Origin of the sequence: Psychroflexus sediminis, assembly GCF_900099815.1 — a bacterium.
Classification (GTDB): domain Bacteria; phylum Bacteroidota; class Bacteroidia; order Flavobacteriales; family Flavobacteriaceae; genus Psychroflexus; species Psychroflexus sediminis.
This window is the reverse complement of sequence record NZ_FNCW01000005.1, coordinates 93236-113660: the sequence shown is the minus strand read 5'-3', so window position 1 is coordinate 113660 and position 20425 is coordinate 93236. Positions and strand designations below refer to the sequence as shown.

Annotated in this window: 20 protein-coding genes; 16 read left to right on the top strand and 4 right to left on the bottom strand. The window is 37.8% G+C overall.

The features are described from left to right. Positions 1 to 99 precede the first annotated feature (99 nt). Positions 100 to 1344, bottom strand: a complete 1245-nt coding sequence (pepT, locus tag BLP81_RS06250) for a peptidase T (RefSeq protein ID WP_093367207.1) — start codon at positions 1342 to 1344, stop codon at positions 100 to 102. A 109-nt stretch (positions 1345 to 1453) separates the two neighbouring features. Here pepT and BLP81_RS06245 point away from each other — a divergent pair, with 109 nt between their 5' ends. From BLP81_RS06245 to dnaG, 6 genes are all read left to right on the top strand, one after another. Then, positions 1454 to 2476, top strand: a complete 1023-nt coding sequence (locus BLP81_RS06245; protein WP_093367204.1) for a quinone-dependent dihydroorotate dehydrogenase — start codon at positions 1454 to 1456, stop codon at positions 2474 to 2476. Between the two features lie 5 nt (positions 2477 to 2481). Further along, positions 2482 to 3099 carry a LysE family translocator gene (locus BLP81_RS06240; RefSeq protein ID WP_093367201.1) on the top strand — a complete coding sequence of 206 codons (618 nt, stop codon included), beginning with the start codon at positions 2482 to 2484 and terminating at the stop codon, positions 3097 to 3099. A gap of 161 nt (positions 3100 to 3260) precedes the next feature. Further along, on the top strand, positions 3261 to 4124 hold the full coding sequence (locus tag BLP81_RS06235) for a hydroxymethylglutaryl-CoA lyase (RefSeq protein ID WP_093367198.1): 864 nt from the start codon (positions 3261 to 3263) through the stop codon (positions 4122 to 4124). Between the two features lie 45 nt (positions 4125 to 4169). Then, on the top strand, positions 4170 to 5216 hold the full coding sequence (rlmN, locus tag BLP81_RS06230; RefSeq protein WP_093367195.1) for a dual-specificity RNA methyltransferase RlmN: 1047 nt from the start codon (positions 4170 to 4172) through the stop codon (positions 5214 to 5216). A gap of 41 nt (positions 5217 to 5257) precedes the next feature. Next, a complete protein-coding gene (locus tag BLP81_RS06225) occupies positions 5258 to 6235 on the top strand; it encodes a polyprenyl synthetase family protein (protein ID WP_093367192.1) in 978 nt (325 codons plus the stop codon). Between the two features lie 149 nt (positions 6236 to 6384). Then, the gene (gene dnaG, locus BLP81_RS06220; RefSeq protein ID WP_093367189.1) at positions 6385 to 8337 is read left to right on the top strand and encodes a DNA primase; all 1953 of its coding nucleotides are present in this window, start codon (positions 6385 to 6387) and stop codon (positions 8335 to 8337) included. A gap of 110 nt (positions 8338 to 8447) precedes the next feature. Here the strand turns inward: dnaG and nadE are convergent, their stop codons facing one another. After that, a complete protein-coding gene (nadE, locus tag BLP81_RS06215; RefSeq protein WP_093367186.1) occupies positions 8448 to 9230 on the bottom strand; it encodes an NAD(+) synthase in 783 nt (260 codons plus the stop codon). An 83-nt stretch (positions 9231 to 9313) separates the two neighbouring features. On the opposite strand from nadE, the gene gldB reads away from it, so the two are divergent. The 3 genes from gldB to BLP81_RS06200 are packed head-to-tail and all read left to right on the top strand — an operon-like array spanning position 9314 to position 10978. Beyond that, positions 9314 to 10267: a gliding motility lipoprotein GldB gene (gene gldB, locus BLP81_RS06210; protein ID WP_449421131.1), complete on the top strand. Its 954-nt coding sequence runs from the start codon at positions 9314 to 9316 to the stop codon at positions 10265 to 10267. Between the two features lie 2 nt (positions 10268 to 10269). Continuing rightward, complete coding sequence (gldC, locus tag BLP81_RS06205; RefSeq protein ID WP_093367180.1) at positions 10270 to 10623, top strand: gliding motility protein GldC; 354 nt, start codon at positions 10270 to 10272, stop codon at positions 10621 to 10623. Further along, positions 10610 to 10978, top strand: coding sequence for a GTPase (locus tag BLP81_RS06200; RefSeq protein ID WP_093367177.1), 369 nt, complete (start codon positions 10610 to 10612; stop codon positions 10976 to 10978). Before gldC ends, BLP81_RS06200 begins: the two co-directional genes overlap by 14 nt. 63 nt (positions 10979 to 11041) lie before the next feature. Here the strand turns inward: BLP81_RS06200 and yihA are convergent, their stop codons facing one another. Both yihA and BLP81_RS06190 read right to left on the bottom strand, forming a co-directional pair. Continuing rightward, positions 11042 to 11641, bottom strand: coding sequence for a ribosome biogenesis GTP-binding protein YihA/YsxC (yihA, locus tag BLP81_RS06195; protein ID WP_093367174.1), 600 nt, complete (start codon positions 11639 to 11641; stop codon positions 11042 to 11044). An 11-nt stretch (positions 11642 to 11652) separates the two neighbouring features. Next, on the bottom strand, positions 11653 to 12417 hold the full coding sequence (locus BLP81_RS06190; protein ID WP_093367171.1) for an alpha/beta fold hydrolase: 765 nt from the start codon (positions 12415 to 12417) through the stop codon (positions 11653 to 11655). Positions 12418 to 12762: 345 nt separating this feature from the next. On the opposite strand from BLP81_RS06190, the gene mraZ reads away from it, so the two are divergent. From mraZ to murD, 7 genes are read left to right on the top strand one after another with little or no spacing between them, the layout of a single operon-like run. Beyond that, positions 12763 to 13218 carry a division/cell wall cluster transcriptional repressor MraZ gene (gene mraZ, locus BLP81_RS06185; protein ID WP_093367168.1) on the top strand — a complete coding sequence of 152 codons (456 nt, stop codon included), beginning with the start codon at positions 12763 to 12765 and terminating at the stop codon, positions 13216 to 13218. Further along, positions 13211 to 14113, top strand: coding sequence for a 16S rRNA (cytosine(1402)-N(4))-methyltransferase RsmH (rsmH, locus tag BLP81_RS06180; RefSeq protein ID WP_093367165.1), 903 nt, complete (start codon positions 13211 to 13213; stop codon positions 14111 to 14113). The genes mraZ and rsmH overlap by 8 nt, the downstream gene beginning before the upstream one ends. Before the next feature lie 2 nt (positions 14114 to 14115). Beyond that, positions 14116 to 14430, top strand: coding sequence for an FtsL-like putative cell division protein (locus tag BLP81_RS06175; RefSeq protein ID WP_093367162.1), 315 nt, complete (start codon positions 14116 to 14118; stop codon positions 14428 to 14430). 1 nt (position 14431) lies between these two features. Then, positions 14432 to 16396: a penicillin-binding protein gene (locus BLP81_RS06170; protein WP_093367159.1), complete on the top strand. Its 1965-nt coding sequence runs from the start codon at positions 14432 to 14434 to the stop codon at positions 16394 to 16396. Continuing rightward, a complete protein-coding gene (locus tag BLP81_RS06165; RefSeq protein ID WP_093367156.1) occupies positions 16393 to 17856 on the top strand; it encodes a UDP-N-acetylmuramoyl-L-alanyl-D-glutamate--2,6-diaminopimelate ligase in 1464 nt (487 codons plus the stop codon). The genes BLP81_RS06170 and BLP81_RS06165 overlap by 4 nt, the downstream gene beginning before the upstream one ends. A 3-nt stretch (positions 17857 to 17859) precedes the next feature. Further along, entirely contained in the window at positions 17860 to 19080 is a 1221-nt protein-coding gene (mraY, locus tag BLP81_RS06160; RefSeq protein WP_093367152.1) for a phospho-N-acetylmuramoyl-pentapeptide-transferase, read from the top strand. Then, positions 19081 to 20424 carry a UDP-N-acetylmuramoyl-L-alanine--D-glutamate ligase gene (gene murD / locus BLP81_RS06155; RefSeq protein ID WP_093367149.1) on the top strand — a complete coding sequence of 448 codons (1344 nt, stop codon included), beginning with the start codon at positions 19081 to 19083 and terminating at the stop codon, positions 20422 to 20424. Position 20425: the final 1 nt, after the last annotated feature.

Sequence of the window (20425 nt, the reverse complement as noted above, 5' to 3'; positions counted from 1 at the left end):
ATAAGGTTTTAAATCATTGGTGATTTTATGTCCTTAAATCTCAATGTCTGAAAAAATAGTGAGTTTAATTAGCCGGCGACTCCCGAGGCTCTTACATCATCAAGTCTGTGTCCTTTTTGCTGTGAGTTCCGCGATTTTGATAATCACTTCTGCGGCTTTTACCATGCTTTCCAGAGGAACATATTCATATTTTCCATGAAAATTATGCCCTCCCGCAAAAATATTGGGACAAGGCAGGCCTTTATAGCTCAGTTGTGCACCATCGGTTCCTCCCCTTATAGGCTTGAGAATTGGTGTAATATCCACTTCTTTCATGGCTTGTTCGGCGATATCAACGATATATTTGATAGGCTCCACTTTTTCTTTCATGTTGAAATATTGGTCTTTCAGTTCAATGCTGATGTTTGCTCCATCAATGCTGTTATTCATTTTGGCAACAATGTCTTGCATGAGCTGTTTTCTAGCTTCAAATTTATCTCTGTCGTGATCCCTAACAATGTATTTGAGCTCCGTGAGTTCAATGTTGCCTGAAATTTTGGATAAATGAAAAAAACCTTCATAACCTTCAGTTCGCTCAGGGACTTCATCTTTGGGTAAGACATCTATAAATTTCTGAGCCATGTACATAGAATTGATCATTTTATCCTTGGCATAACCTGGATGAACGCTAGTCCCTTTAAACTTTAAGGTAATTGAAGCTGCGTTGAAGTTTTCATATTCCAGTTCTCCAATCTCACTTCCATCCATGGTATAGGCGTACTTAGCTCCAAATTTTTCAACATCAAAATGATGTGCACCCCGGCCGATTTCTTCATCAGGTGTAAAGCCAATCCTTATTTTTCCGTGTTTGATTTCCGGGTGGTTCACCAAATATTCCATGGCGGTGATGATTTCGGTCACACCGGCTTTATCATCTGCACTTAGCAAAGTCGTTCCATCGGTTGTGATGAGCGTTTGTCCTTGATATCGTTTGAGGTCTTCAAAATAACTTGAAGACAAGATTATATTTTTTTCCTTATTCAAAACAATATCTCCACCGTCATAATTCTCATGGATCTGAGGCTTAATTTCCGAAGCTTTAAAATCTGGAGAGGTGTCAAAATGAGAAATAAATCCAATGGTGTCTACTTCATACTCCACATTGGAAGGAAGGGTAGCCATGATATAAGCCTTATGGTCTATGCTAACGTCTTGCAAGCCTATGTTTTTCAATTCATTTTTGAGCAGGTTGGCAATGTCCCATTGTTTTTCTGTGCTTGGTGTGGTGTCGCTATCGGGGTCGCTTTGAGAATCTATTTTGATATAAGTCAGAAATCTTTCAAGAAGCTTTTGAGAATTGATCATAGTCTTGTTTTATTTTGTTCAAAAATATGAATTTGAAGCTATTAAACCTGCTTGTTTTCGTTTGACTTCGTGAGATTTGCTTTAGTTTTGCAGTTAAACTTACAAAAAGATGTATAAACAGATTTTAAGACCCCTTTTATTTCAATTTGATCCGGAAGCTGTACATCATTTTAGTTTTAACTCCTTAAAATTTGCTCATCGATTTCCAGGTATCTCTCAACTGATTAAAAAGAAATTCACGCTAGAAGATAAGCGTTTGGAAAGAGAAGTATTTGGTCTGAAATTTAAGAATCCTGTAGGGCTTGCCGCAGGCTTTGATAAAAATGCGGAGCTCTACGAAGAACTGTCCAGCTTTGGATTTGGGTTTATCGAAATAGGTACAGTGACCCCAAAAGCTCAGGCCGGTAATCCTAAAAGAAGACTGTTTAGACTGAAAGAAGATTCTGCTATCATCAACAGAATGGGCTTCAATAATGAAGGTGTGGATGAGGCTGTAAAACGTTTGAAAAAAAATACCAATGTCTTAATTGGAGGAAATATTGGAAAAAATAAAATCACACCAAACGAAGAAGCTTTGCATGATTATAACTATAATTTCGAAGCCTTATTCGATTATGTAGATTACTTTGTAGTCAATGTAAGTTCTCCAAACACACCGAATTTGAGAGCGCTTCAAGACAAAGAACCTTTGACTCAGCTTTTGAGTCATTTACAAACCAAAAATCAGAAGAAGTCAAAATCTAAACCTATTTTACTGAAAATAGCGCCAGATCTTACAGAGTCTCAACTTTTAGATATTATCGAGATAGTAGAAAGCACCAAAATTGCGGGGGTGATTGCAACTAATACGACGATTTCCAGAACAGGATTAACCTCGGAAAATAAAGAAGAAGTTGGTGGCTTAAGCGGTAAGCCTTTAAGAAAATCCTCTACTGAAGTGATCCGGTTTTTATCCGAAAAAAGCAACAAAGCTTTCCCTATCATTGGTGTGGGGGGTATCATGACTCCAGAAGATGCTTTAGAAAAACTGGAGGCGGGTGCAAGTTTAGTCCAGCTTTATACAGGATTTGTGTATGAAGGCCCGGGGCTTGTCAAAGCTATCAATCAAGCTATTTTGGATAAAAGATCCTAAATCTTATGTTTGAACAACTCATCCCTTTTCTAATTGCGTCTATTTTATTAACGTTTTCCCCCGGACCGGATATCATTTATGTGCTTTCTCAAAGTCTGGTAGGAGGCTACAAAAAAGGAATGCTTATCGCTTTGGGTTTGGTTTCAGGAATAATTATTCATACCTCCCTTGTCGCTTTTGGCGTGTCCCTGATTATCAAAAATTCTGAACTTCTTTTTTGGAGTATCAAAATTGCGGGAGCCTTGTATTTACTGTTTCTGGCTTATAAAGTGTATTCGTCCCCACCTCAAAGTTTTTCTCAGGACAAAACTGCGGTATCCAAAAAGTTAGCGTTTTCAGATTTTAAAACTGGCTTTATCATGAATATTCTCAATCCCAAAGTCACTATTTTCTTTTTGGCTTTTTTTCCTGGGTTTTTGTGGGATACGGAAAAAGATGTGATGATGCAATTTTATATTTTAGGCGGAGTGTTTATGCTTCAGGCTTTTATCATTTTTAGTCTGGTCGCTCTTCTTTCTGATCAGCTCTCCAAAATCTTGTTCAAAACGTCACAATCCTATTCATTTCTGAAATGGTTTCAAATTTTCACATTTGTGGCGATTGCTATTCTAATCTTGCTTTAAGAACTACTGCGGGAAAGACCTATGGATTGTCCGTCTGAATTCAGTCTGTCTCTCTTCGAGGACGAAGTGATGATGCATTTGATTTCTGATGAAATGCCGTTTTAAAAAAAACATAGCGGCTTCAACTTTTGCAAATACCTTAAAACTGTATATTTGACCTCATGAAATCAGTAAAACTCATTGAATGTCCTAGAGATGCTATGCAAGGCATCAAAGCGTTTATCCCTACCGATGAAAAGGTAAAATATATTCAGTCTCTTTTGAAATGTGGTTTTGATACGATAGACTTTGGAAGTTTTGTATCTCCTAAGGCGATTCCTCAAATGCAAGATACAGCTGAAGTTTTGTCCATGCTGGATTTATCTCAGACTCAAAGTCGGCTTCTGGCAATTGTTGCTAATATCAGAGGAGCAGAAGATGCCTCAAAATTTCCTGAAATTGATTATTTAGGCTATCCATTTTCTATTTCTGAAAATTTCCAGATGCGAAATACGCACAAAACTATTGCTGAATCGGTCGAGGTTTTAAAATCGATTTTAGAGATTGCTCAGGCTTCCAACAAATCGGTAGTGGCTTACCTGTCTATGGGGTTTGGAAATCCTTACGGCGATCCCTGGAGTACTGATATCGTTGGGGAGTGGACAGAGAAGTTAGCTGATTTGGGTGTCGAGATTCTTTCATTATCAGATACTGTAGGGAGTTCAACGCCAGATGTGATTGAAGATTTGTTTTCAACGCTTATTCCGAAATATCCAAACATGGAGTTTGGCGCTCATCTCCATACAACCCCGGAAGCCTGGTATGAAAAAATTCATGCAGCTACTCAGGCAGGCTGTAGAAGATTCGATGGCGCGATTCAAGGATTTGGAGGCTGTCCTATGGCAAAAGATGATCTGACAGGAAATATGCAAACCGAAAAAATGCTGTCCTATTTCAATTCCAGGGTTATTGAAAATTCTATTCGTATGACAAGCTTTGAATCTGCTTACAATAAAGCTTCAGATTTGTTTTCGAAGTATCATTAATATACTTTTTGGAAGATTCCCTTCTTTTTTATCTAATTTTGCAAAGTGAAAAACTCAAAACAAGATATACGTGCCTTAAGCAAAAAAGAATTGCAGGAATTCTTTGTTTCTCAAGGTGATAAATCCTTCAGAGGGTCTCAGGTTTATGATTGGTTGTGGAATAAAGCCACCTACAATTTTGAAGAGATGACCAATTTGTCCAAGGAAACCAGGCAAATGTTGATAGACAATTTTGTCATCAATCATATCGAAGTGGACCAGATGCAAAGGAGTAAGGACGGAACCATCAAAAATGCAGTCAAGCTTCATGATGGTTTTACGGTGGAATCTGTTTTAATTCCGACGATGTCCAGAACAACAGCTTGTGTATCTTCTCAGGTGGGATGTAGTCTGGACTGCAAATTTTGTGCAACTGCCAAACTCAAACGTCTCAGAAACCTGAATGCCGACGAAATTTTTGATCAGGTCGTGGCTATCGATAAAGAAAGTAAACTTTACAATGGCATTCCCTTATCCAATATTGTGTATATGGGCATGGGGGAGCCTTTGATGAATTATAACAATGTATTGAAGTCTATTGAAAAAATTACTTCACCTGAAGGTTTAGGCATGTCGCCGCGTCGAATTACCTTATCGACTTCTGGAGTTCCCAAAATGATTAAAAAACTGGCAGATGACGAAGTCAAATTTCATTTAGCCGTGTCCTTGCATTCGGCGATCGATGAGGTGAGAACTCAAATTATGCCTTTTAACGCTAAATTTCCTTTAGCCGATTTGAAAGCGTCTTTGATTTACTGGTACGAGAAAACCGGAAAATCTGTTACTTATGAATATATCGTTTGGAAAGGTATCAACGACAGGGAAGAAGACATCAGGGCACTGGTTGAATTTTGTCAGGCTATTCCCTGCAAAGTCAATATCATCGAATACAATCCAATAGATGATGGTGATTTCCAGCAAGGCAGTGATGCGGCTGTGGCCAAATATGTCAATGCACTCGAGGCCAACAGAATAACCGTTACTCTGCGGCATTCTAGAGGGAAAGATATCGATGCTGCCTGTGGTCAGTTGGCCAATAAAATTAAAGTTTGATTAAGGCTTTAGATTGAATTTTGGGTTTATATTTGTGAGTCTTGAAAACAGTCTCTCAAATAAAGGAACCCATAGCTCATGAGATGGAACTTTTTGAAAAAAAGTTCTCGCTTTTCATGTCTTCCCGTGTGGCCCTCCTCAATAAAATCACCCATTTTATCGTTAATAGGAAAGGCAAGCAAATGCGACCGATGTTTGTGTTTTTGGTAGCCAAAATGGTTTCCAATGGCGAAGTAAACGACAGAACTTACAGGGGAGCTTCAGTGATCGAATTGATTCATACCGCCACTTTGGTTCACGATGATATTGTGGATGATAGCAATCAGCGTCGCGGTTTCTTTTCTATCAATGCCCTGTGGAAAAACAAAATCGCCGTCTTAGTGGGGGATTTTTTATTGTCTAAAGGTTTGTTGCTGTCTATTGATAATGATGATTTTGACCTGTTGAAAATTATTTCGGTTGCTGTAAGAGAAATGAGCGAAGGTGAGTTGCTTCAAATTGAAAAGGCTCGTCGTCTTGATATTACCGAAGATATTTATTACGAAATTATTCGTCAAAAAACGGCAACGCTCATTGCTGCCTGTTGTAGCCTTGGAGCAGCTGCTGTAAGACCTGAGTCCGCTCACGTGGAATCTATGCGTAAATTTGGAGAGCTTATCGGCATGGCATTTCAGATCAAAGATGATTTATTTGATTACGGGGAGCAAAAAATCGGTAAACCAACAGGAATCGATATCAAAGAACAGAAAATGACGCTTCCGCTTATATACACTTTAAATCAGGTTTCAAAAAAAGACAAAGACTGGATTATCAATTCGGTAAAGAATCACAATAAGGACAAGAAGCGCGTCAATGAAGTTATAGACTTTGTGAAATCTTCCGGTGGTTTAGAATATGCTCAAACTAAAATGAAAGCATTTCAAGAAGAAGCTTCAGAAATTCTACAGCAATATCCAGAATCCCCTTATAGATCTTCTTTACAACTGATGATAGATTACGTTATAGATCGGGAGAAATAACCCCGAACAAAGCTCTCAAACATAAAACCCCAGGAGCACCAAGCTTTAAAATTATAATTTGCGTAAAAAAAAAGAGAGTGCTGTTCATTAAATTCTATTGACTTCATAAAATAATTTTATTTTTATCCTTATTTCTAAATTGATTTCCGTTGATAAGTAAAACCACCATTGATAAAGTGTTTGATATTTCTCGGGTAGAGGAAGTCATTGGCGATTACGTTCAATTGAAAAAATCGGGGAGTAATTTTAAAGGCTTAAGTCCGTTTACCGAAGAGCGAACCCCCAGCTTTATGGTCTCTCCGGTCAAGCAAATCTGGAAGGATTTCAGTTCGGGAAAAGGCGGTAACGTAGTGGCCTTCCTGATGGAACACGAGCATTTTACTTATCCCGAAGCCATCAAACATTTGGCTAAACGCTATAATATAGAAATTGAAGAAACGGAACAGTCTTCAGAAGAAAAGGAAAAAGCCAGCGAAAGGGAAAGCATGTATTTGGTCAATGAATTTGCCAAGACCTTCTTTGTGAAGCAGATGCTTCATACCGATGAAGGCAAGTCGGTTGGTCTGAGCTATTTTAAAAACCGGGGATTTACTTCAGAAACAATTGAAAAATTCGATCTGGGATATTCTCCAAATGAATGGCAGGCTTTTACCGATACTGCTTTGGAGAAGGGATATAAGCTGGAATATCTAGAGAAGACAGGTCTTAGCATTGTAAAAGGTGAAAAGAGATTTGACAGGTTCAAAGGACGAGTGATGTTTCCCATCCATTCTATGTCTGGTCGTGTGCTTGGTTTTGGGGGGCGAATTTTGACCAATGATAAAAAGCAGGCTAAATATCTCAATTCACCCGAAAGTGAGGTTTACCATAAAAGTAAAGTGCTTTATGGCTTATATCAGGCTAAGCAAACTATAGCTAAAGCCGATAAATGTTATTTAGTTGAAGGGTATACAGATGTCATTCAGTTTAACCAAACCGGGATTGAAAACGTGGTGGCTTCTTCTGGAACTGCTCTAACCCCTGAACAAATTCGATTGATTAGCCGGCTGACCAATAACATCACTGTTTTATTTGATGGAGATGCTGCCGGATTGAGAGCTTCTATCCGCGGTATAGATTTGATTTTGGAGCAGGGTATGAATGTGAAAGTTTGTCTTTTTCCTGAAGGTGAAGATCCCGATAGTTTTGCAAAAGCCAATACATTAGAGGATTTACAGGCCTATCTCGATGAAAATGCGAAGGATTTTATAAGATTTAAAGCATCACTTTTACTGGAAGATGCAGAAAAGGATCCGGTAAAGAAAGCTGAAATAGTCAGGGATATTGTAAACTCGATTTCTAAGATTCCCGATCAGATCACTCAAGAAATCTATATTCAAACCTGCTCAAGCCTTCTGGATGTTTCGGAGGATGTTTTGTTTAGTACCCTGGCTCAAATGCTGTCCAAAGATAGAAAAGAGGCAAGTCGAGGGATCAGGAAAAAATCACTTCAAGTCGTTAAAGAAACTCCTGAGTCTAGTCCGGTAGCAAAAGTCGATCATCAATATGTTTTAGAGAGAAGTATCATTCAGTTATTGTTGAGGTATGGTGATCAGACTGCAATTTTCACAGATTTTGATTTTGATTTTGAAGAAGACAAGCATATTGAAGTCAAGCGCGAATATGTTGTTTTTGAAAAGATTTTCATTGAATTGCAGGAGGATGAAGTAGAGTTTTCCAATGCCCTCTTTAAAGAGCTTTACGATCAAATCATCGGGATTTTTGCAAAAGAAAGAGCTTTAAAAATCGATACCTTTATCAATCATTTAAAGCCGGAGCTGGCCCAGGAAGTGACTTCTATTTTGATGGAGAATGAAAAAAATCAACTGCACGACTGGAAGCGTCAGGAGATTTTTGTGATTGACAAAAGTGTTTTAGATCCCAGAGAAGTCATGGAAACTATTTTAAATCTAAGACGTTATCTTATCCGGAAAAAAGTACAGGATTTAAGTGAAGTCATCAGAGATCAGAAAGAAGACGTCGACATTGAACTTATGCGTGAGACTATGGAATACAATGGTCTGGAAGTTTTGATTTCCAACAAGTTGAATCGTGTTCTGTAATCCGGAATCTTTCTTTAAGTGAGTCTATCCTGGATTCATTCCAAGGTTGACATTAAAAGACTTGATAAATACGGATTGAATAAGCAGTGTTACCCGCTCTGATGTAGTAATTAATCTTTATACTCTTCAGGAATTTCACAAACAGGGATAGGCTGCATTTTGTGTTGATTGGCAGTATTTAATCTTTTATAAATTTTCAAAACTTCTTCTTGTCGGTCTGATGTTTCAGATTTATCTCCTTCAAACCTCATCGCCCATTCAAGCTCATCATAGCTCGCTCCAATCTGGTCTTCATCTGTTCTGCTGTCGCCAAACAAGCCATCCGTGGGTTCGGCGTTTTGAATGTCATCGATAACACTTAAGCTTTCAGCCAGCGCAAAGACTTCGCTTTTCATCAAGTCTGCTATAGGACTTAAATCTACACCCCCATCACCATATTTAGTATAAAAACCAACTCCGAAATCCTCAACTTTATTACCGGTGCCTGCAACTAAATATCCATGAATGCCAGCAAAATAGTAAAGGCTTGTCATCCTCAATCTTGCTCTTGAATTGGCTAGAGCAAAATCCTGTATCTCTTTGTCTTCAATTTCTGGTAAGCTAGCTTTGAAGGTGTCAAAGGTATTGGATAAATCCACTTTTACAGAACTCACGTTTGCAAATCGCCCTTCCAGATGCTCTATGTGTTTTCGGGCTCTGGATACCTGAGATTTATCCTGATGAATGGGTAACTCTACGCATAAAGTAGGCTTTCCAGTGTTTGCACAAAGTGCCGATGTTACAGCCGAATCTACTCCTCCAGAAACCCCGATCACAAAACCATTCTGTTTGCTTTTTTTTAAATAATCTTTCAACCATTCCGTTATATAATCGATAGTTTTCCGGGTTTTCATCTGGCTTCTTTTTAGGCTTTAATACTTACATTTGCATCAAATATATATAATCTATTTATTTACTAAACCCTATGCTTAGAAATATGAGGTTTCTTTTGATTTTGTTAAGTTTTTTTTTGGTTTTAAGCTGTGATAAGGATTCAAAATTGAATTCTGATGCAGAGGCTCTGGACATTGATCTGGAGGTAGTGCGCTTCGATCTTCAATTCGCTGAAGCATCCCCTGAAGAATTACCCGCCTTAAAATCCAAATACCGGGAGCTTTTCCCTGACCAGGTCCCGGATAGTCTGTGGATAGCCAAAATGCAAAGTGATCTGCAACAAGAAATCAATACTGAGGTTCAAAAAAAATTTACCGATTTTGATGAAGAAACCAAAAAAATAGAACGGTTTTTTAAATATGTCACCCATTATTTTCCAAACTATGAAATACCTCGGGTTTATACTTTAGCCGAAGAGGTTAACTACAGGCAAAAGCTTGTTTTGACTGAAGATGCTTTGTTGATATCCCTGGACAACTATTTGGGGAATCAGCATAAATTTTATCAGGGTCTTTCTGAATATATCGCATTTCAACAGGATGTAAAATTTTTAATATCTGATATTGCAAGTGTTTTTGCCAAACAAAAAATTAGTCCGGAGCGGTCAAGAACATTTTTGTCTGACATGATTTATTATGGGAAAATACTTTATTTGAAGGATTTTTTAATGCCTTTTGAATCCAATGCTGCTAAGATTTATTATTCTGAAGATCAATTAAAATGGGCTAAAGCGAATGAAACTCAAATCTGGTCTTTTTTTGTAGAAAACGAATTGATTTATTCAACCGATATCCGTCTGGAAGACAGATTTATCAATCTTTCTCCTTATTCCAAATTTTATCTGGAATTGGATAACGAGTCTTCTCCCAGAATCGGCCAGTATATAGGATGGCAAATTGTTCGAGCTTATATGGATAAATATCCTAATACAAGCATAAAAGAGCTGCTAGAACTAGAGTCTGATGTTATTTTTAAAAAATCAAAATATAAACCTTAGTTATGATTGAAAAAAAGTCTGAAATCAAAATCAACGTTGTCACCGACGAAAATAGAATTCCGGAAAAATTAACCTGGTCTGCCCAGGATGGTGGTATAGAGAATGAAGAAGCGAAAGCTGCTTTTTTAAGTATCTGGGATCATAAAGCCCAGGAAACTTTACGCATCGATCTTTGGACCAAAGAAATGCCAGTGGATGAGATGAAAAAGTTTTTTCATCAAATCTTTGTAGGAATGACAGACACCTTCCAAAGAGCCACTGATGATCAAAAAATGACGGAAACCATGAAAGACTTTTGTGATTATTTTGCAGAAAAGTTGGACATAAAAGATGCTCAAAACAATGCAAAAAAATAAAGCTTTAATTTTTGTTTATAATGCCAGTTCAGGTGTTAGCCATTCTTTACTAGATAGTGTTCATAAAATTTTAAGTCCAAAAACCTATGAATGCAAGTTATGTGAACTCACTTATGGCCTTTTTTCTGAACAAAAAAAATGGAAAGCCTTCAAAAAACAAAGCGATATAGAGATGTCGTTTTTACATAAGGATGAATATCAGAGCAGATTCAAATCCAAATTTGAAAAACTGCATGATCTTCCTGTTGTTCTTTATCAAGACAATTATGATCTAAGTGTTTTGATAGGAAAACAAGAGCTCAGTCAAATTGAAACTGTTGAGGTCTTAATCGAGAAAATTAAATCGCGATTGTAAGACCATCTAGATTAAAATAATAGGGCGTTTTAGATATTTCTGGATGAGGTAAAATGGGTATGATTACTTCAAAGTATCATTGATGCTTTGGATATAATTTAGAATTTCATCTCGCCCGGTTTTATTCGAAGATGACGTGATAAAATAAGGCGGTAATTCTACCCAGGTTTCCATCAATTTCGCTTTATATGCAGCAATATTCCTGTCTAAAGCTTCAGGCTTTAACTTATCTGCTTTGGTAAAGACTATCGAAAATGGTATGGCGTTGGTTCCCATCCATTCCAAAAACTCAAGATCTATGGGCTGGGGTTCATGTCTGCAATCGACCAGAATAAATGTGTTGACAAGTTGCTGTCGCTTTTCAAAATAAGCCGTGATATATTTCTGGAATGTTTTTTTCTCCTGCTTGCTTACTTTAGCATACCCGTAACCTGGCAAATCTACAAGGTGCCAGTTGTCGTTGATAAGAAAGTGATTGATAAGCCTTGTTTTTCCTGGCTTTCCAGAAACTTTAGCAAGATTTTTTCTACCCGTGAGCATATTGATTAACGAAGATTTGCCAACATTACTTCGACCGATAAAGGCATACTCTGGTAAATGTGAAACAGGACATTTTGCCACATCTGAATTACTTACTACAAATGTTGAAGTTTTAATTTTCATCAGCGCAAGTCTTAGAATTTTCTTTTCTCAAGCCAGGCATATAAAATGTCATTGAACTCGTCAGGATGCTCCATCATGGCAGCATGGCCGCATTTGTCTATCCAAAACAATTCAGAATCTGGTAGAAGGTTATCAAAATCTTTAGCGACTTGGGGGGGGGTGACTTGATCCTGTCTTCCCCAAATGATACAGGTTGGAGTATGCATCGTGGGTAAATCTTTGGACATATTATGACGGATAGCGCTTTTCGCAATAGATAAGGTTCTTATCAGCTTGCTTCTGTCGTTGACTACACTGTAAACGTCATCAATGATTTCCTGAGTTGCAACTTCTGGATCGTAGAACACATCCTGGGCTTTCTTTTTTATATACTCATAATCACCACGCTTTGGATAACTTTCACCCATAGCACTTTCATATAGTCCAGAACTTCCGGTGATAACAAGTGCTTTTACAATATCGGGATAAAGTTTTGTAGTCAGTAATCCTATGTGACCACCCAGAGAATTTCCTACTAAAATCACCTCCCCATAAGATTTAAAATCTATGAATTCCTTGATGTATTTGGTTATATTCTTTATGTTGGTTTTAAGTAGTGGTAAGTCATAAAGCGGTAATTCAGGAACTACAACTTTATAGCCTTTTTCTGGAAAATAAGTCATAACTCCATCGAAGTTACTCAAACCACCCATGAGTCCGTGTAAAATAACAATGGGGGTGCCTTCACCTTTCTCAAAGTATTTAAACTTGCCTTCTTGCGTTATATGTTCTTCCATCAGGTTTTCAGAATTTCAAAATTCAAATATAAAGATATTTGAATAAGAAAACCTTATAGATTAGGGGACTTGTCTTTTCAAAATTTAATCGATTGTAAATAAGACTCTTAGGGTTGATTTAGAGGTAAAAAACTGATTTAACTATTGACTTCCTGCTCAAAAATTAAGGATTATTGACTTTATCCACAGCGTTTTGGTGTTTTGAGAAAAACCTGAAACCTATGATACTTACTGCTTTCAACAAGTCTTAAAGACTGCTAATTAAAAAAGTTATCCACAATGTGGTAGAAAGTGGTAAAATGTGGTAAAAAATTCGATATATTTGGAATTGAAATCAAATTATCCATGAACACCCTTATAGGATCTTACGAATGCAAAGTTGACACAAAAGGTCGACTTATGCTACCGTCTGGTTTAAAAAAGCAAATGCTTCCTATCATTGAAGAGGGTTTCGTTTTGAAACGATCTGTGTTTCAGCCTTGTCTAGAATTATACCCCATGAGTCAGTGGAATCTGCTGATGGACAAGATGAATGCCTTGAATCGTTTTAATAAGAAGAACAACGATTTTATAAGGAAATTTTCTGCTGGTGTTAAGATAATCGAAGTTGATTCCAATGGAAGATTGTTGATCCCGAAAGACCTTATCGGTTTTGCTTCCATCGAAAAAGAAATTGTGGTTTCATCTGCAATTAACATTGTAGAGATTTGGAATAAAGAAAAATATGAATCAGTCATTAGCGATTCTGAAGACTTCGCAGATTTAGCTGAAGACGTAATGGGATTTGAAACTAATGAGTGAAGCCTATCATATTCCTGTTCTGCTGAAAGAAAGCATTGATGGCATGTCCATAAAGCCAGATGGTGTTTATGTGGATGTGACCTTCGGCGGCGGCGGGCATTCCAGAGAAATTTTATCCCGACTTGGCGAGTATGGTAAACTTTACGCGTTTGATCAGGATCAGGATGCTCAAGAAAACAGCATAGACGATTCGCGATTTAGGCTTATTCAAGCTAATTTCAGATTTATAAAACGTTTTTTAAAGCTGGAAGGCATAAAGCAGGTAGATGCTATTCTTGGGGATTTCGGGGTTTCTTCTCATCAATTTGATGAAGCTGAGCGAGGTTTTTCTATTCGATTTGATGCTGAACTGGATATGCGAATGGATCAGCAAACCGGGATCAGTGCTTCAGAAATGATAAATACTTATTCAGAAGAACAATTATCGCAAGTCCTGTGGCAATACGGGGAAATAAAGATGTCTAGAAAGCTGGCGAAAGCTATAGCTTCAGAAAGAGCTATAAAACCAATACAATCGACTTCAGAGTTGAATGCATTGCTTATTCCTTTTTTCCCGCCGACAAAAGTCAATAAATTTTTGGCTCAGGTGTATCAGGCTATACGTATTGAAGTCAATCAGGAAATGGAAGTTCTTAAAGAGTTTCTACTCCAAACTCCAGACTTGATTAAAAAGGGTGGAAGGCTGAGTCTAATCTCATACCATTCCCTGGAAGACAGATTAGTGAAGCGATTCATAAGAGATGGGAAATTTTCTGGGGCTCCAGAAAAAGATTTTTATGGCAACATGCTGGTTCCCTTCAGAAAAGTTGGAAAGTTGATTACACCAACTCAAACTGAAATGAGGCAAAACAATAGATCGAGAAGTGCAAAATTACGAATTGGAGAAAAGTTGTAATCATGTCAAATGGTTTAGCGAAAATATTAAAAGGTAAATTTTTGGTTAGTGAAGGTGCTTTTACCAACTGGGCATTTATTGTGTTTTGCGCAGTGCTGGCCATCATCATGATAGCGAGTTCACATAGCGCTGAGCGAAAGGTATACCGGGTTGCCGAGCTCAATCAAAAGCTCAGAGAACTCAGAAGTGAATTTGTAGATACGCGAAAAACCGTGATGCAGCAAAAAATGGAGTCTTATGTTGCTGAGAAAATGAAAGAACGCTCCATCGGTTTATCTGATAAGCCACCTTATAAAATCACTGTAAAATCCAAATAAAATGACAACAGATAAAAACATTTTAAGACGGTTTTACATTTTAGCTGCCGTTATGGTGGTTTTGTTTTTGACGATGTCTTACAAACTTTTCGAAATCCAAATCATGGAAGGTCAGGAGTATAAAGATTTAGCTCAGGAAACGGTGTACAGAAATTTTGACATAGAGCCTAACCGGGGGAATCTCTATGATACAAATATGAATTTATTGGCGACCTCAGTTCCGAAATACGATATAAGATTTGATGCTGTAACGGTTTCTGAACGTCATTTTCAGAATCATGCTTCAGATTTAGCTTCTGAATTGTCTGCTCTTCTTGGAAATTCTAAAAGTTATCATCTTCAGCGATTAAAGCGTGCCAGAGAAGTAAAAAACAGGTATTTGCTTATCGCTAAGCAATTGGATTACTCAGATTATGTCGCTATCAGAGAATTTCCGCTTTTCAATCTTGGTCCTTACAAAGGAGGGTTTATCGCCGAACAGTTTACCGTACGCGAACATCCCTTAGGAAAAATAGGAGAACGCACAGTTGGATATGGTAATGTAGGTCTGGAGGGTGCTTTTGATGAATATTTGAGGGGAAAACAAGGACATAGATTAAAGCAAAAGATAGCTAAAGGACAGTGGAAACCTATCAGTGATGTGAATGAAGTAGAGCCAGAAGACGGGTATGATGTCATTTCTACCATCGATGTGAATATACAGGATGTGGCACACCACGCGCTTTTAAAGCAGTTAGAGCATTTTGAGGCAGATCATGGAAGCGTTGTGGTCATGGAAACGAAAACCGGTGAAATCAAGGCGATTTCCAATCTTGGCCGGATTGAGAATTCAAATAAATATTACGAAAAACTCAATTATGCGGTTTATGAACCACATGAGCCTGGGTCCACTTTCAAATTAATGAGCATTGCTGCGGCTTTAGAAGATAAGGTTATCGATACGAGTACCGTATTCGATACAGAAAAGGGAATCGTTCAGTTTTTTGACAGGAAAGTATATGATTCAAAGCGTGGAGGCTATGGCAAAATTTCCGCTGCAGAAGCTTTTGAAGTGTCTTCTAACACAGCCTTTGCCAAAATGATTTATGAGAATTATAAAGACAAGCCTGAACAATTTGTGAATCGGCTTTATAATATGGGCCTTAATGAAAAAATAGGTTTGAAAATCAAAGGTGAGGGTCGTCCTAGAATACCTCATCCTGATGATTCCAACTGGTACGGTACAACTTTAGCGTGGATGTCTTTTGGGTATGGGGTTTCATTAACGTCACTGCAAACCTTGACCTTTTATAATGCTATTGCCAATGATGGTTTAAAGGTAAAGCCGAAATTTATAAAACAAGTAAGGGATAAACACTCTCTAATCGAATCTTATACAGAACCCCTTGTTGAGGGAAGTATTTGTTCCAAAGAAACTGCTTTGAAACTTCAAGATTTGATGGAAAGGGTGGTAAGTGATGGAACAGGCAGTAATATCAGCAATCCTAATTTTTCAATGGCCGGAAAAACGGGCACCTGTCAAACCGAATACTGGATTGAAGCTGGACGCTACATCTCCTCTTTTGTGGGCTATTTTCCTGCAGACGAGCCAAAATACTCTTGTATTGTGGTCATTCATAAACCCAATCCTAAAATTGGTTATTACGGGAGTACAGTTGCCGCTCCGGTATTCGCAAAAATCGCCCAGAAAATTTATATCGACACGCCTATAAAAGATCAAATTTCCAGAGAATCTATGCAAGCCAATGTGGTACAAAAAAAGTATGATAACTACTTCAAGATTTCTCAGAAATATAAAACAGTCATGCCAGACTTAAAGGGCTACCCCGCCATGGATGCGGTTTCGATTTTAGAGAATCTGGGGCTTAAAGTGAATCTTATTGGCGACGGTACAGTTATAAAACAGTCGATAAAAAGCGGCACAAAAATTTCAAATAACCAACGCGTAAATTTAATTTCAAGTTGAAAGTATTAAAAGACATATTATATAAAGTTCCGATTGAATCTGTAAAAGGCTCTACAGCTGTCGACCTGAAAAGCATTCACTTCGACAGTCGTTTAGTATCCCGGCAAGATGCATTTGTTGCTATTCGAGGCACTGCAGCTGATGGTCATTTATATATAGATGCCGCTATTTCACAGGGGGCTGAAGTGATTGTTTGTGAAAAATTTCCTTCTGAATTAGCTCCTGGAATCACTTATGTTCAGGTGAAAGATACCAGAGAAGCTTTAGCGATAATGGCGTCTAATTACTACGATAGGCCTTCGTCTAACCTGAAGCTGGTTGGAGTGACGGGAACCAACGGAAAAACTACGGTGAGTTCTCTTTTATATCAACTTTTTAAAGCCTTAGGCTATAAAGTGGGACTGATTTCTACGGTAACCATCAAAGTTGATGAAAAAGAGTTTTCGACCAAATTGACCACTCCGGATTCTCTGACGATTAACGCCTATCTGAAAATGATGAATGAGGTTGGGGTTGAGTTCTGTTTTATGGAAGTGAGTTCTCACGGTATAGCTCAGCACAGAACCTTGGGACTGGATTTTAAGGCTGGTATTTTTACCAATCTTTCTCAGGATCACCTGGACTATCACAATTCATTTGCTGAATATAGAGACGTTAAGAAGCGTTTTTTCGATCAATTATCTAAGGATGCCTTTGCGATCACCAATATTGATGATAAGAATGGCAGGTATATGCTTCAGAATACAAAGTCTAAAACCTATGGTTACGGGGTTAAAAACCTGACAGATTATAAAGTAAAAATACTGGAAGAAAGCTTCTCTGGTCTCAAGTTAAATATCAATGGAAATGAAGTCTGGTCAAGATTTATCGGAGATTTCAATGCTTATAATTTGCTGGCAGTCTATGCTACTGCAGATTTGCTTGGTGTCGAGAAACTTGAAAATCTAAAGATTCTAAGTCAGTTGAAGCCCGTTGAAGGAAGGTATCAGCATCATATTTCAGAAACAGGAATCCACGTGATTGTTGATTATGCTCACACTCCCGATGCTTTGAAGAATGTGTTGCAAACTACCAACGAGATCAGAACACGAAATGAGGAACTGATTACGGTAGTGGGCTGCGGAGGAGATCGTGATAAAACCAAGCGCCCACTTATGGGTAAAATTGCCGGAAACTTGAGCAGCAAAGTCATATTCACCAGTGATAATCCTAGAACTGAAGACCCGGAAGAAATTATTAGGGATATAGAAAAAGGAGTGGAACCCCAAGATGTATTTAAAACACTGCATATCACTTCCAGGAAGCAGGCGATTAAGACGGCTTGTAGTTTAGCTCAAAAAGGAGATATCATTTTGATTGCGGGAAAAGGACATGAAACTTATCAAGAAGTTCATGGGGTAAGATCAGATTTTGACGATTTAAAAATTGTGAAAGACCTATTAGCTCAATTTAATAAATAAGATATGTTATATTACTTATTCGAATTTTTAGAAAACAATTACGATCTCCCCGGGACTCGTTTGTTTCAATACATATCTTTTAGAGCAGCTTCAGCCATCATTTTATCCCTTTTGATCTCTACTATTTTTGGTAAACGCATTATAGTGTTTCTTCAGAGAAAACAGATAGGGGAAAGCGTAAGAGAACTGGGCTTAGAAGGTCAGAAAGAAAAAGCGGGCACCCCAACTATGGGAGGATTGATTATTATTTTTTCAACCCTTATTCCCGTTTTGCTTCTTTCCCAACTCGACAATATTTATATTATCCTTCTTATTGTGACTACCATTTGGATGGGGGCAATTGGGTTTATAGACGATTATATCAAAATATTCAAAAAGAACAAGGAAGGCTTAAAAGGTAAATTTAAGGTCGTTGGCCAAGTAGGTTTGGGAATTTTTGTTGGAGCGGTGATGTATTTTCATCCAGATGTAACAGTGAGATCTGAAAATGAAGTAATTACTAAGAATAATGTACAAGTGATTACAAATACTTCTCCTGAAGAAAAATCTTTAATTACAACCATCCCGTTTTTTAAAAATAATGAATTAGACTATTCTAAAGCGATTTCTTGGATTAGTGAAGGAGCTGCGTCTTATGCCTGGCTTATTTTTATTCCTATCGTGATTTTTATTGTCACAGCTGTTTCAAATGGAGCTAATCTTACCGATGGCATCGATGGCCTCGCTGCAGGGAGTTCTGCCATTATAGTGCTTACCCTTGGTATATTTGCCTGGGTATCTGGTAATATCATTTTTTCAGACTACCTCAATGTCATGAATATTCCTCGCTCGGGGGAGATGACTATTTTTATTACTGCCTTTGCTGGTTCATTAGTTGGATTCCTGTGGTACAACACTTATCCTGCTCAAATATTTATGGGCGATACAGGAAGTCTGACCATCGGAGGAATTATAGCTGTTATCGCAATTGCTACCCGTAAAGAATTATTAATTCCTATTCTCTGTGGTATTTTCTTTATCGAGATTTTATCTGTGATTTTTCAGGTCAGTTGGTTCAAATACACCAAAAAGAAATCGGGAACGGGAAGACGTATCTTTTTAATGTCTCCGCTTCATCATCATTATCAAAAGCTTGGTTTCCATGAATCCAAAATAGTTGTCAGATTCTGGATTATCGGAATTTTATTGGCCGTTATAACGATCGTAACACTTAAAATCAGATAAATGGGAAAGCTAGTTGTTTTAGGGGGAGGAGAAAGCGGGGTAGGAGCTGCTATTTTGGGAAAGGATAAAGCTTTCGAGGTCTTCTTATCAGATTTTTCTAAGCTAAAACCCAAGTTTAAGGAGAAATTAAATTCAGAAGATATTCAGTTTGAAGAGGGGGGGCATAGCATTTCAAGGCTAGAAGCTGCAGATGTTATTGTGAAAAGCCCGGGAATATCTGACGACCTGCCTGTCATTAAGAATTTAAAAAATAAGGGCATAAAGATCATTTCTGAAATCGAATTCGCTTCCTGGTTTACCGATGCAAATATGATAGGGATTACCGGCTCCAACGGTAAGACAACGGTTACTAATATGGTATTTCACATATTGAAAAACGCAGGTTTATCGGTTTCCATGGCCGGCAATGTTGGTTTTAGTTTTGCCGAACAAGTGGCCAGGAAAAAGGTTCAGAATTATGTGCTGGAACTCAGTAGTTTTCAGCTGGATGGCATAGAAAGTTTCCAGCCACATATCGCTATTCTTACGAGCATCACACCAGATCATTTGGACAGGTATCATAACAACTTTCAAGAATATATCGCGGCTAAATTCAGAATAACCAAAAATCAAACCGAAGACGATTATTTAATTTATAACAAAGACGATGAGGTGATTGTCAATTGCCTCGAACAACAGCCTGTAAAAGCTCAGCTGATTCCATTTACAATGGATACGCTGGTCGATGATTTATCGGCTTTTATAGAAGACAACAAAATTAATATCAAACTCAACCATAATTTATTCACTATGTCTGTAACAGATTTGGCCGTAAAAGGCGACCATAACACGAGAAACGCAATGGCAGCCTCTACAGCTGCAAGATTGCTAAAAATTAGAAAACAAACCATACGGGAAAGCATGGAGAGCTTTCGCGGTGTGGAACACAGGTTGGAGCAGTTGGGTAAGATCAATAAAGTGACGTTTATCAATGATTCTAAAGCTACCAATATAAATGCTACGTTTTATGCTTTAGGGAGTATGAATTCTCCAACGGTATGGATTGTAGGTGGAGTGGATAAAGGCAATGTCTATGAAGATTTACTTTCATTAGTCAATGAAAAAGTGAAAGCTATTGTCTGCTTAGGCATTGATAATCAAAAAATTTATGAAGCTTTCAGTAACTGTGTTGACACCATTGTAGAAACCTCTAATATGAATGATGCTGTAACTAAAGCTTATGAGTTGACTGAAGAAAATGATACTGTGCTTTTGTCACCGGCATGTGCAAGCTTTGATTTGTTTGAAAATTATGAAGACAGGGGAAGACAATTTAAAAATGCAGTAAATCACCTAAAAAAATAAA

Excerpts from the sequence above, each read along its gene's own strand:
- gldB (WP_449421131.1), top strand. The coding sequence starts at position 9,314 with ATGAGGTTTCTTTTGATTTTGTTAAGTTTTTTTTTGGTTTTAAGCTGT.
- BLP81_RS06190 (WP_093367171.1), bottom strand. The coding sequence starts at position 12,417 with ATGGAAGAACATATAACGCAAGAAGGCAAGTTTAAATACTTTGAGAAA.
- mraY (WP_093367152.1), top strand. The coding sequence starts at position 17,860 with ATGTTATATTACTTATTCGAATTTTTAGAAAACAATTACGATCTCCCC.
- yihA (WP_093367174.1), bottom strand. The coding sequence starts at position 11,641 with ATGAAAATTAAAACTTCAACATTTGTAGTAAGTAATTCAGATGTGGCA.
- BLP81_RS06175 (WP_093367162.1), top strand. The coding sequence starts at position 14,116 with ATGTCAAATGGTTTAGCGAAAATATTAAAAGGTAAATTTTTGGTTAGT.
- murD (WP_093367149.1), top strand. The coding sequence starts at position 19,081 with ATGGGAAAGCTAGTTGTTTTAGGGGGAGGAGAAAGCGGGGTAGGAGCT.
- BLP81_RS06235 (WP_093367198.1), top strand. The coding sequence starts at position 3,261 with ATGAAATCAGTAAAACTCATTGAATGTCCTAGAGATGCTATGCAAGGC.
- BLP81_RS06170 (WP_093367159.1), top strand. The coding sequence starts at position 14,432 with ATGACAACAGATAAAAACATTTTAAGACGGTTTTACATTTTAGCTGCC.
- mraZ (WP_093367168.1), top strand. The coding sequence starts at position 12,763 with ATGAACACCCTTATAGGATCTTACGAATGCAAAGTTGACACAAAAGGT.
- BLP81_RS06245 (WP_093367204.1), top strand. The coding sequence starts at position 1,454 with ATGTATAAACAGATTTTAAGACCCCTTTTATTTCAATTTGATCCGGAA.
- gldC (WP_093367180.1), top strand. The coding sequence starts at position 10,270 with ATGATTGAAAAAAAGTCTGAAATCAAAATCAACGTTGTCACCGACGAA.
- pepT (WP_093367207.1), bottom strand. The coding sequence starts at position 1,344 with ATGATCAATTCTCAAAAGCTTCTTGAAAGATTTCTGACTTATATCAAA.
- nadE (WP_093367186.1), bottom strand. The coding sequence starts at position 9,230 with ATGAAAACCCGGAAAACTATCGATTATATAACGGAATGGTTGAAAGAT.
- rsmH (WP_093367165.1), top strand. The coding sequence starts at position 13,211 with ATGAGTGAAGCCTATCATATTCCTGTTCTGCTGAAAGAAAGCATTGAT.
- BLP81_RS06240 (WP_093367201.1), top strand. The coding sequence starts at position 2,482 with ATGTTTGAACAACTCATCCCTTTTCTAATTGCGTCTATTTTATTAACG.
- BLP81_RS06200 (WP_093367177.1), top strand. The coding sequence starts at position 10,610 with ATGCAAAAAAATAAAGCTTTAATTTTTGTTTATAATGCCAGTTCAGGT.